8 protein-coding genes are annotated in these 12,225 nt (G+C 60.6%); 3 read left to right on the top strand and 5 right to left on the bottom strand.

The window, feature by feature from the left end:
- Complete coding sequence (locus AC1RR7_RS16650) at nt 1–1,326, bottom strand: APC family permease (RefSeq protein WP_096818526.1); 1,326 nt, start codon at nt 1,324–1,326, stop codon at nt 1–3.
- A 204-nt stretch (nt 1,327–1,530) separates the two neighbouring features.
- Entirely contained in the window at nt 1,531–2,346 is an 816-nt protein-coding gene (locus tag AC1RR7_RS16645) for a carbon-nitrogen hydrolase family protein (protein ID WP_493158019.1), read from the bottom strand.
- A 125-nt stretch (nt 2,347–2,471) separates the two neighbouring features.
- On the opposite strand from AC1RR7_RS16645, the gene AC1RR7_RS16640 reads away from it, so the two are divergent.
- Both AC1RR7_RS16640 and AC1RR7_RS16635 read left to right on the top strand, forming a co-directional pair.
- Complete coding sequence (locus AC1RR7_RS16640; protein ID WP_493158018.1) at nt 2,472–3,272, top strand: helix-turn-helix transcriptional regulator; 801 nt, start codon at nt 2,472–2,474, stop codon at nt 3,270–3,272.
- A 36-nt stretch (nt 3,273–3,308) separates the two neighbouring features.
- Nucleotides 3,309–4,928, top strand: a complete 1,620-nt coding sequence (locus AC1RR7_RS16635) for an FMN-binding glutamate synthase family protein (protein ID WP_096818530.1) — start codon at nt 3,309–3,311, stop codon at nt 4,926–4,928.
- 38 nt (nt 4,929–4,966) lie between these two features.
- Here the strand turns inward: AC1RR7_RS16635 and AC1RR7_RS16630 are convergent, their stop codons facing one another.
- From AC1RR7_RS16630 to AC1RR7_RS16620, 3 genes are all read right to left on the bottom strand, one after another.
- Nucleotides 4,967–5,341: a GtrA family protein gene (locus tag AC1RR7_RS16630; RefSeq protein ID WP_493066042.1), complete on the bottom strand. Its 375-nt coding sequence runs from the start codon at nt 5,339–5,341 to the stop codon at nt 4,967–4,969.
- 107 nt (nt 5,342–5,448) lie between these two features.
- Nucleotides 5,449–6,954, bottom strand: coding sequence for a glucosyltransferase domain-containing protein (locus AC1RR7_RS16625; protein ID WP_493158017.1), 1,506 nt, complete (start codon nt 6,952–6,954; stop codon nt 5,449–5,451).
- 170 nt (nt 6,955–7,124) lie between these two features.
- Complete coding sequence (locus AC1RR7_RS16620; RefSeq protein ID WP_102620793.1) at nt 7,125–8,546, bottom strand: amino acid permease; 1,422 nt, start codon at nt 8,544–8,546, stop codon at nt 7,125–7,127.
- A gap of 497 nt (nt 8,547–9,043) precedes the next feature.
- On the opposite strand from AC1RR7_RS16620, the gene AC1RR7_RS16615 reads away from it, so the two are divergent.
- On the top strand, nt 9,044–12,187 hold the full coding sequence (locus tag AC1RR7_RS16615) for a transglycosylase domain-containing protein (protein ID WP_102620794.1): 3,144 nt from the start codon (nt 9,044–9,046) through the stop codon (nt 12,185–12,187).
- Nucleotides 12,188–12,225 lie beyond the last annotated feature (38 nt).

Here is a 12,225-nt window from a genome sequence, read left to right as displayed (position 1 = left end):
TCAGGTCGCTTCCTGGAAATCCATTTCCGGTGGCTGGCGACGGAAGCCGCCGGTCAGCACCGCCAGATACACCACGCCAATCGCCAGCCAGCTCAGGCCCAGGTACACCGCCAGGTGATCGAGACTGACCATCAGCCACAAGTCCGCGACCAGGCCGATGAACGGGAAGACCAGAAACAGCACCAGTTCGCGCAAGCCTTTCTTCTCGCCGCCAATCCAGTAATGGAAGATCACCGACAGGTTGACCAGACTGAAGGCCAGGAACGCGCCGAAGTTGATGAACGAGGTCGAGGTGGTCACATCGAGTTTCAGCGCCAGCAACGCCACCACCGCGCAGAGCAGGATGCTGTTGACCGGCGTGCCGAAGCGCTCGTGCAAGGTGCCGAAGAACGACTTGGGCAACACGCCGTCACGACCCATCGCGAACAGCAGCCGCGAACCACTGGCCTGGGCGGACAGGCCCGAAGCGAACTGACCGACGATCAGGCCGATGAGGAAGATCGAGACGAACAGGTCACCACCGATATTGCGCGCAATTTCGTAGGCCGCCGAATCGACGTTGTCGAACTGGAACGACGGATGCGCAATCTGCACGAAGTACGACACACCGACGAAAATCAGCCCGCCGATCAGGGTGATCAGCATGATTGCTCGAGGGATGGTGCGGCGCGGGTCGCGAGTTTCTTCGGTGAGGGTGCTGACCGCATCGAAACCGAGGAACGAGTAGCAGGCGATGGCCGCGCCACTCATGATCAGCGGCATCTGCATGTCGCCGTTGAAGAACGGTTTGATCGACCACAGCGGTGTGCTGGCATCACCGCCGATGTAATGCACGCACAGGGCGACGAAAGCGACCAGCACCAGGAACTGCACCAGCATCAGCAAGGCGTTGATGCCGTTGGCCAGTTTCAGGCCGATGATGTTGATCGCGCTGGTGATGCCGATGAACGCCAGCACCCAGATCCACTGCGGGATCGACGGGAAGGCCGAAGCGAGGTACGCGGCGCCGATCAGCCAGATCGCCATCGGCAAAAACAGGTAATCGAGCAGCACCGCCCAACCGGCGATGAAACCGAGTTTCGGGCTGATGGCCTTGCGCACATAGCTGTAGGCCGAACCGGCCACCGGAAACGCGGCGGCCATGTGGCCGTAACTCATGGCGGTGAAGAACATCGCCACCAGTGCCGCCAGATACGCGGCCGGCACCATGCCGGCGGTGGATTGGGCGAGGATGCCGAACGTGCCGAGGACAATGATCGGCGTCATGTAGGCGATGCCGAACAGCACCACCGACCCCAGCGAAAGGGTGCGTTGCAAACGAGCCATGGGCGACTTACTCCGGATTTTATTGGATTTATGGCAGAGGCCGAGTTCGGCGAATGTTTCGGGTGTTGCTGATCGTTCCCACGTCGAGGCGTCGAACCGTCCGCGTGGGAATGCCTCAATGGACGCTCTGCGTCCGCTCTTGGGACGCAGAGCGTCCCGGGCTGCATTCCCACGCAGAGCGTGGGAACGATCGGGTAAAACGGGTCAAGGGATCAGCAGCTCTCGTACTCCCGAGGCGTGTTCAACCACCTCCCCCGGCAACCTCAACCGCTGATCATCCAGATAGCGGTAATCCTTGCGCGCCAGTTCCAACTGGCCGAAATCCAGTTCAACGCCGAACCGCCCTTCCTCACGCCCGGCCTCGAACAGCACCGTGCCCAGCGGATCCACCAGCGCACTGCCGCCGGCAAACATCAACCCGTCATCCCCGGCTTCCACACGGTTGACCATCAGCGCAAACGCCTGGTTTTCCTGGGCCCGGGCCATGATCGCGGTGCGGTGAGTCGGCCCGTACGGATCCATGTTGCCGTTGGTGACGATCAGCAACTCGGCGCCCAGTTGCGCCAGGGCGCGGGCCGATTCCGGGAACTCGATGTCGTAGCAGATCAACAGGCCGACCCGCACGCCGTTCCACAGGCAGGTGGCGTAACGGTCGCCGGCCTCAAACACACCGCGATCCGACGCCCAGAGGTGGGTCTTGCGGTATTTGAGGGCGATGCCTTCGGGGGTGATCAGCAGCGTGGTGTTGTAGAAACGGCCGTTGTCGTTTTCGGCCATGCCGATCACCACAGCGATGTTGCGTTCGCGGGCAGCGGCCTGCACGGCGCTGACGGTCGGACCGTCTACCGCTTCGGCGATCTGCGCCACGGTGTCAGCGGTCGGAAAGCCCATCAGGTGGGTCTCGGGGAACACGACCAGTTGCGTGTCGGCCGGGCACGCGGCAATCGCCGCCAGGGCGCGTTCGAGATTGTACGCCGTGTCTTTGTCACGGCCCGCCAGTTGGGCGAGTTCGACTTTCATGGGGAGTCCTTGTTATGAGCGCCGGGCGCCGAAAGATTGCCCGGCGGCTGTCTGTGGGCCAGTATGCTTCGCATTCGACTGGCCAGGGAATTACGCGGCCGGGGTAACCCGATAGGGGTAGAGGCATGACTCTTTCGTTTGACGACATCACCTGGCACCGCGCCGTCGGGCAGTTGATCGACGCCCTCGACAAGCCGAATTTCTGGGCGCAACTGGTGCGCCTGCTCGACCAGTACGTCCTGTTCGATAGCTGGGTGGCGCTGCTGTTCAGCGCCGACCGTCACCCTCAGGTGTTCGCCGAATGCCCGGGCGAAGACGGCAGTCCCGACCAGTTGTTCCAGGATTATCTGCGCGGGTTGTACCTGCTCGACCCGTTCTACATCGCCTGTCGCGAGCAATCGCGCACCGGGTTGTATCGCCTGTCGGAGGTCGCGCCGGAGCATTTCGAGCTGACCGAGTATTACCAGCGATACTTTCGTCTGAATGTGGTGGCCGACGAAATCCAGTTCAATTGCCAGCTCGAAGGCGACCGCACGCTGTGCCTGTCACTGGGCAGCAAGCAGCGCTTCAGCGGCGAGCAGATCGCCCTGCTGTCGCTGATCCAGCCGTGGGTGCTTGGCCTGTTGCGCCAGCGCCTGCCCTACGAAATCAATGAAATCGTCGCCCTCGCCCCATCACCGGCGCAACCGGACTGGCGGGTGCAACTCGAAGCGTCGGTGCAGCAACTCAAGGGCGCGCAACTGACCGCCCGGGAACTGGATGTCGGGCGTTTGATGCTCAGCGGTTGCTCCAGTAAAGAAATCGCCCGTAAGCTGGAAATCTCTGTTGAAACCGTGAAAGTCCATAAGAAACACATGTACAGCAAGCTGGGGATCAAGTCCCAGTCGGAGCTGTTTTCGATCTTTCTGCAGGCGCAGAACGCCTGACTGCCGCAAAAAAACCGTCCGAACCAAGGAAACCGTATGAGCCTGTCACTCCTGAGCCGCTACGCCTTCTTTGCCGTCTGCGTGATTTTCACCCTCGCCAGCCTGCCCTTTCTCGACCATGACTGGTTGTGGCCGATCACCGCCGTCACTGGCGTGCTGAGCCTGATCGGTCTGTTTGACCTGATGCAGAGCCCGCACGCGGTGCGCCGCAACTACCCGATCCTGGGCAACATCCGTTATCTGGTCGAGGGTATTCGCCCGGAAATCCGCCAGTACCTGCTGGAATCCGACAGCGACGCCCTGCCCTTTTCCCGCGCCCAGCGTTCGCTGGTGTACTCGCGGGCCAAGAATGAAAGCGCCGACAAACCGTTCGGCACCCTGATCGATGTGTATCAGTCCGGTTTCGAGTTCATCGGTCACTCGATGCGCCCGGCGCCGTTGAGCGACCCGAACAGCTTTCGCGTGACCGTTGGCGGCCCGCAATGCACCCAGCCGTACTCGGCGTCGGTGTTCAACATTTCGGCCATGAGTTTTGGCTCCCTCAGCGCCAACGCGATCCGCGCGCTGAACCAGGGTGCGAAACTCGGCAACTTCGCCCACGACACCGGTGAAGGCAGCATCAGCCCGTATCACCGCGAAAACGGCGGCGACCTGACCTGGGAACTGGGCAGCGGCTACTTCGGCTGCCGCACCAGCGACGGCCGTTTCGACCCGGAACGTTTCGCCGCCCAGGCGCAGACCCCGCAAGTGCGGATGATCGAAATCAAGATGAGCCAGGGCGCCAAACCCGGCCACGGCGGGATTCTGCCCAAGCACAAAGTGACCCAGGAAATCGCCGACACCCGCGGCATTTCCATGGGCGAAGACTGCATCTCACCGTCCCGCCACAGCGCGTTCTCCACGCCGATCGAGATGATGCATTTCATCCAGCAATTGCGTGAACTGTCCGGCGGTAAACCGGTGGGCTTCAAGTTCTGCCTCGGCCATCCGTGGGAGTTCATGGGCATCGCCAAGGCCATGCTGGAAACCGGCATCCTCCCGGACTTCATCGTGGTCGACGGCAAGGAAGGCGGTACTGGCGCCGCGCCGGTTGAGTTCACCGACCACATCGGCGTGCCGATGCGCGAGGGTCTGTTGTTTGTGCACAACACGCTTGTGGGCTTGAATCTGCGGGACAAGATCAAACTCGGTGCCAGCGGCAAGATCGTCAGTGCGTTCGACATCGCCAGCGTGCTGGCCATCGGCGCCGACTGGGCCAACTCGGCGCGCGGCTTCATGTTCGCCATCGGCTGCATCCAGTCGCAAAGCTGCCACACCAACAAATGCCCGACCGGTGTCGCCACTCAGGACAACCTGCGCCAGCGCGCGCTGGTGGTGCCGGACAAGGCGCAGCGGGTCTACAACTTCCACCGCAATACGTTGAAGGCGCTGGCAGAAATGCTCGCCGCCGCCGGCCTCGAACATCCATCGCAACTGTCGGCCAAGCATCTGGTTCGGCGCATGTCGGCGACCGAGATCAAACTGTTCTCGCAGCTGCACGTGTTCCTGAAACCGGGGGAGTTGCTCACCGGGGAAGTGAACGGCGAGTTCTATTCGCGGATGTGGCAGATGGCTAGAGCGGACAGTTTTGAGCCGCAGGAAATAGCGGCCGCCTAGTCATTGACCGAGGCGCCAGTCCGATCAGGCTGGCGCCCTCAGGTATGACGTTCGCGAAACAGCACAAAGCGGAAAAAGCAGTACCCCAGAAGCGCATTCACCAGTGAAAACACCGCGACCGTCATCAACCCCGGCAGATGGCGGGCATCGGCGACCCACCCGACGCCGTAACTCAGGATGCTCATCACACCGATAAACGCCAGGTACACCCATAAGGGCGTTTCAAGCTCGAACGTATACAGCGCATTCATGTAGAACGAGAACGCTGCGGCGAAACAGAATGCCGCGAAGTTGCTCGCCGATTGATCAAACTCAGCGGCAGTGATCAGTACGAAAAAGATCTGCCAGTGGATCAGCATGCTGGCGAGGCCAATGATCATTGGCGCGGAAAATCCCTTCCACAAGACATTCATCGCAGATCCCTGTTGTTGCGGTTCAAGGCGGGATTTCACGCTAGGGCAAGGCGCGGGCGGGGTCTACTGTCAGAAATTACAGGTCGGTAGTGGTTTCTGACCAACGGTCACCATTGCAGCAACCGGCCGTGAGGCGGCTCTTTCATGACGATGAAACCGTAATCTCCGATCAGGTAGATGCGGTAATAGAGTCGATCCACCAACGCTGGAAACCCCTGATAGCCGACGCGGGTGGCGTTGCGCCGTTCGCGTTCCGCGACCACGTTGGTGATACCGGCCGACGGCAGGTTTTCCGCGAGCATGAAGTAGTCGATGTTCAGCAAGTAGCGCAGCACCGGCAGCTGCCTGAAGGTGCCCTCCGCACCCGCCAGCCAGCGGTCGGAGTAAGTCACTGACAGATAAATCCGTTTGGCTTCGCGCAGTTCGCGATGGGAGGAAATGTCCTGGCTGAGGCTGTACAGGGCGCTATTGGCGAAGGTTTTTTCCATCATCAGCACCCGCCCGTAAGCGAAGGACAGCGACAACGTTGCCAGAAGCGGAACTGCCAACAACAGGGGCAGCCGCGAGTGCAGCGACGTCAACCCGACATAGGCCAGATAGAACAGCAAGATCAGCAGCACGCCGAACCCCATCAGGGTTCGCGCACCTTCGTTGAAGTCGCGAAACAGCAGCGTCATACCCGGCACCAGCAGCACAATCAACGGCAGCGTCAGCAGGCAGATAAATCCCAGGAGCAAACCTTGTGCGGTGGGCTCATTGCGCAGGCGAATCTGCCGTCCCAACCGCACACCACCGATCAGTGCACACAGCACCAACACAATAAACACCGTTGTGTAGCCGCCGTGAAACAGCAGCGCAACTTTCTCCATCACCCGACCGATATTGATGCCGATCTGCAACAGCGGATCAGCGCTACCGTTGAGCAACTCCGTGCGCCCGGATTCCGTGAACGGATAGGCCGTGACCGCATAGATCAGCACCGCCAGCACCAGTTGCGCCAGCCTCCATCCCGACAGGCGCCAGAACTCCGCCCACGGCACTCGCCGATGAACATTCCTCAGCAACTCCACACAACACAGCCCGAGAAACACATTGAGACTGACCTGATACAACCCGATCGCCAGCGCCAGTAACACCGACGGCACCAGCCATCGCTGTATTTTGGAATTACCACAAAAAGTGATCGCATAAATCACCGCGACCAGACTCAGGGCCATGCCGGCCCCGTCGTATTGATAGGACAGGTTCTGCAACAGGAACGGGTTGTACCAGAGCGGCAACGGCACCAGGCAACAGGCCAGTGTCGGTTCAGGGAAATAGTGAAAGGTCAGACGAGTAAGGGCCAAAGACATGGCCACCGTGGCGAGCAACAACGGCAAAGGAAAGATGTTCGGCGCAGCGCCGGTGAACGTCAGCGCCTGATACAGCCAGTCCATGAACAACCGCCCCTGCCCGGCCCAGACATTGCCGGCAGCCAGGGTGCGCCAGTTGTCGTCGATGTAGGGGAAGTCGGCGAGGATCAGCGGCAGGATGTACAGCGTCGTGGCGAGCAGGAAAAACAGCACGACCTGACGGCGGCCGAGTTCTCGTACGAGAAAATCGCTCATCCTCATTTCAGTGCCTCTGTTCACTGCTGTGCTGATTTCGACAGTGATAAAGCTTGGAACATGACAAAGGATCAGAAGTCGTTTTCACCGGTCTTTCAGACCAGCGGTTTTAAACCTGCACCAACGAAAAAGCCCCGGCCAATCGACCGGGGCTTTCGCGTTTCAGCACTGGCGTTTTACGACGCCGAACGCACCGCGCCCCGGGACGCATCGCTCGGTTGCAGCTTGAACACGTAGAACAACACGGTCAGCAGCACCAGGAACGCCGGGCCGACATACAGCGCCACGCGAGTGTCCGGGAAGTACGCCATCAGACCTACCACCAGCACCAGGAACGCCAGCGCCAGATAGGAACTGACCGGGAACAGCCACATCTTGTACTTCAGGCCGGCACGTTCGCTGGCGCTCAGGCCTTTGCGGAATTTCAGCTGGGCCAGCAGGATCATCACCCAGGTCCAGATCGCACCGAAGGTGGCGATCGAGGTGACCCAGACGAAGACTTTTTCCGGCACCAGATAATTCAGCAGCACACCCAGCAGCAGGGCGAAAATCGACAGCAGCAACGCCCGACGCGGCACGCCGTTGCTCGACGTGCGGGCGAAACCGGCCGGCGCCTGACCGTTCTGCGCCAGGCTGTAGAGCATGCGCCCGGTGCTGAAGATGCCGCCGTTGCACGACGACAGTGCGGCGGTGATCACCACGAAGTTGATGATGCCGGCGGCGGTCTTGATGCCCAGACGCTCGAAGGTCATCACGAACGGACTGCCCTGAGTGCCAATTTCATTCCACGGGTAGATCGACAGGATCACGAACAGCGCGCCGACGTAGAACAACAGAATCCGCCAGAACACCGAGCCAATCGCATTGGGAATGGTCTTCTGCGGGTTCTTCGCTTCACCGGCGGTCAGGCCGATCATTTCCACACCGAGGTAGGCGAACATCACCATTTGCAGGGACATCAGCACGCCCGTCACGCCGTTGGGCATAAAGCCGCCGTGGGCCCACAGGTTGGAAATCCCCAGCGCCACGCCGTCGTTGCCGAAACCGAAGGCGATGATACCGATGCCGCCGAGTACCATGGCGATGATGGTGACGATCTTGATCAGGGCGAACCAGAACTCGAACTCACCGAAGGCCTTCACCGCGATCAAGTTGATCGAGCCCATGCTGATCAGCGCCGCCAGCGCCCAGATCCAGCGCGGCACATCGGGGAACCAGATGCCCATGTACACCGCCACCGCGGTGATTTCCGCGACGCAGGTCACCAGCCACAGGAACCAGTAGTTCCAGCCAGTCAGAAAGCCCGCCAACGGGCCGAGATAATCCTGTGCGTAACGGCTGAAGGAGCCGGCGACCGGGTTGTGCACGGCCATCTCGCCGAGGGCGCGCATGATCACCAGGATCGCCAGACCACCGATGATGTAAGACAGCATGATCGCCGGGCCGGCCATTTCGATGGCCTTGGCCGAACCGAGAAACAGACCGACACCGATACAGGCGCCGAGCGCCATCAGGCGAATGTGCCGTTCGCCGAGTTCGCGTTTGAGCGGGCCGCCTTGAGCGGTCTCGCCATGAGGCAGGTGATTGCCTGTTGGCATTTGGGGACATCCTCGTCTTGTTATTGGATAGACCACCGTGTGTCGAAGCGTCGGCCGGTAGGCCTTGGCTTCCCGACACCGCGCCTGCCTCGTGGGCAGATGCGTCCTGCAGGGCCAGACCTGGAGGATCAGCGGGCTGGCAGTATAAAAAGCTTCCAGCAGGAAATTTCACTCTAAAAGACGCGATATTCAGCGACATAATTCGCCAATCATCGGACTTTCGAGATAAACACTCCTGAAAAAACCGGATTATTCACTGCCGAAATGGGCGCCGAGTATTGCACAGCAATGGTGCAGCGTCATGCCCCTACCCAAGTCGTATTTACCCGCGCACTGCTCTAATCCGGCCCTGTCGGGCTTGCAGTCCAGCATTGCGAAGCGACTGCCCGGTTTGCAGATTTGTTCAGGCTCGCCCCTTCACAATTTTTTCACCCGCGCCAACCACCGACTAAGCTTCAGACAAGTCCGATCAATCTGCGTGAATGGATCAATCGACTATGGGCGCTTTGTGGCAAACCGATTCGAGTGAAAAAGTGGTTCCGACTGAACGTGTGGATGAAGCGCCTGCACCTGAGAAACCCCGTCGTAATCGGCATGGGTGGAAGGCTTTCTGGCTATTGCTGTTGATCATTGCAATTGTGGTGGGCCTGGCCGCGACCAAGGAAATGCGCACCTCGCGCTTTCAATCCCGCGAGGTCAGCCAGTACGCCGCCAGACTGACCTATGAACTGCAACCGGGCCCCAGCGAAGCCATTCGTTATCCGGGCAACGGGCCGTTCGATCTGCGTCTGGGCTACAGCTCGCTGGACGAATTTCTGCCTCGGTTGCTCAAGCGCAATTATGTGATCACCGAACAGACGCGCTTCTCGCCAGCGCTGCTCGGCTATACCGACAAGGGCCTGTTCGTGCCCTACTCCGAGAAAATCCAGGCCGGGCTGTCGATCACCGATTGCCGGGCCGCGCCGCTGTATCAGTACAACTATCCGCAACAGCTGTATTCGAGTTTCGAGTCAATTCCGCCGGTGGTGGTCAACAGCCTGCTGTTCATCGAAAACCGCTTCCTGCTCGATCCCAAACAGCCGATGGCCAACCCGGCGGTGGACTGGCCGCGCTTCGGCATGGCCGCGTGGTCGCAAGTCGCCAAGCTCCTGCACCTGCCCGGGCAGTCGGCCGGCGGCAGCACCCTGGCCACGCAACTGGAAAAGTATCGTCACTCGCCTGACGGACTGACGGTGAACGGTGCCGAGAAAATCCGCCAGATGATTTCCGCCAGCGTGCGCGCCTATCAGGCCGGCCCGGATACCTTGCCGGCGCGGCGCAACATCATTCGTGACTACCTCAACAGCGTGCCATTGTCGGCGGTGCCGGGGCATGGCGAAGTCCATGGCATGGCCGAGGGGCTGCGGGTCTGGTACGGCGCCGACTTCAATGAAGCCAATGCAAAACTGGCAAGCACTGCGACTGATCCGAAGACCCTGGCGGACAAAGGCCTGGCCCTGCGCGAAATGCTCTCGCTGATGATCGCCCAACGCCGCCCTTCCCATTACCTGACCAAGGGCCGCGAAGAACTGGCCGACCTCACCGACAGCCACTTGCGCCTGCTCAAGCAGAACGGTGTGATCGACGCGGCGCTGGCCGATGCGTCCCTGGCCAGCAAGGTCACCTACCGCGACTGGCAGACCCAGCCGACCATCCAGCCGATCGAGACCAACAAAGGCATCAGCGTCGCGCGCAGCCGTCTGGCCTCGATGCTCAATCGTCCGCTGTACGACCTCGACCGCCTCGACCTCTCGGCCACCAGCACCCTGCAAGGCGAGCTGCAAACCCAGGCCACCGCCTACCTGAAAAAACTCGCCGACCCGGCCTATGCAACCGAAGTCGGGCTGATGGGCGAGCGCCTGCTGACGCCCACCAGCACCACTCAGGTGCGCTACAGCTTCACCCTGTTCGAGCTCACTCCGGACGGTTCGCGAGTGCGGGTGCAGACCGACAGCACCGACCAGCCGTTCGACATCAACGAGGGCAGCAAACTGGAACTGGGCTCCACGGCGAAGATGCGGGTGCTGACCACCTACCTGCAAATCATCTCGGAACTGCATGACAAGTACGGCGCCATGACCGTGCCGGAACTGAAGAAAGTCGACGTGCCGGATCAGGATCGCCTGACCCAGTGGGTGATCGATTACCTGATCCAGAACAAGGATCACGATCTGTCGAAAATGCTCGGCGCCGCCCTCGACCGCAAATATTCCGCCAGCCCCGGCGAAGCGTTTTTCACCGGTGGCGGCCTGCACGTGTTCCACAACTTCCGCAAGGAAGACAACGGCCGCATGCCGACCTTGCGCGATGCCCTGCGCGAGTCGATCAACCTGCCGTTCATTCGCCTGATGCGCGATCTGGTGCGTTACACCACCTATTCCGGCCCCAACAACAGCGCCGAATTGCTCAAGGACGACCGCGACCCGCGTCGTCAGGAATACCTCGCTTCGTTCGCCGACCGCGAAGGCACCTCGTTCCTGCTCAAGTTCTGGAAGAAGTACAAGAACAAGGACACCCAGGCCCGGCTCGATACGTTCCTCGACAGCATGCGCCCGACGCCGATCCGCATGGCCGCCGTGCACCGCTATCTGCTGCCCAACGCCAGTCAGGAAGACTTCAACACCTTCGTGCGCTCGCACCTGAAGGGCGTCAAAATCACCGAAAAGCTCACCGACGAGCGCTTGGAACGCCTCTACCTCGCCTACGGTCCCGGCACCTATGATTTGCCGGATCAAGGCTTCATCGCCAAGGTCCACCCGCTGGACCTGTGGCTGATCGGCTACCTGCTCAATCACCCGGACGCGACCTGGGGCCAGATCGTCAAGGCCAGCCAGTTCGAGCGTCAGGAAGTCTACAGCTGGCTGTTCAAGAGCAAGCACAAGGGCGCCCGTGACAGTCGCATCCGCACCATGCTGGAGATCGAGGCGTTCCTCGATATCCATCAGCGCTGGCAGAAAGTCGGCTATCCGTTCGATCACCTGGTGCCGTCGCTGGCCACCGCCATCGGCAGCTCCGGCGACCGCCCCGCCGCGCTGGCCGAGTTGATCGGCACCATCCTCAACGACGGTGTGCGCATGCCGACGCTGCGCATCGACAGCCTGCATTTTGCTGCCGGCACGCCTTACGAAACCAAACTGGTCAACGACCCTCATGTCGGCAAACGGGTGATGCCGTCCGAAGTCGCCACGGCGATGCGTGAAGCGCTATCGCAAGTGGTGGATTCGGGAACGGCCAAACGTGTTTCCGGCAGTTTCAAACTGAACGATGGAACACCGCTGACCATGGGCGGTAAAACCGGCACCGGCGACAACCGTATCGAAGCCATCGGTTCTGGCGGACGCATTTTGAGTTCCAAGTCGATCAACCGTACGGCGACCTTCGTGTTCTACATCGGCGACCACCATTTCGGCACACTCACTGCGTTCGTACCGGGACGCTCGGCGGAGAACTTCAAGTTCACCTCGGCCCTGCCAGTGCAGGTGCTCAAGGGCATGGCGCCGATTCTGATGCCCTATCTGCAACCGGGCAGTGATTCGCAATGTCGGCCACCGCAGGTTCCCCAGGTGGCCCTGATGAACCTGCCATCGCTTAACCCCGATTGAAGTTGTGGAGGCAATAATTAATTATTTTATGCATTCCA

This window comes from Pseudomonas sp. GW821-FHT11G12, from assembly GCF_058808055.1.
This window is presented reverse-complemented; position numbering and strand designations above follow the sequence as displayed.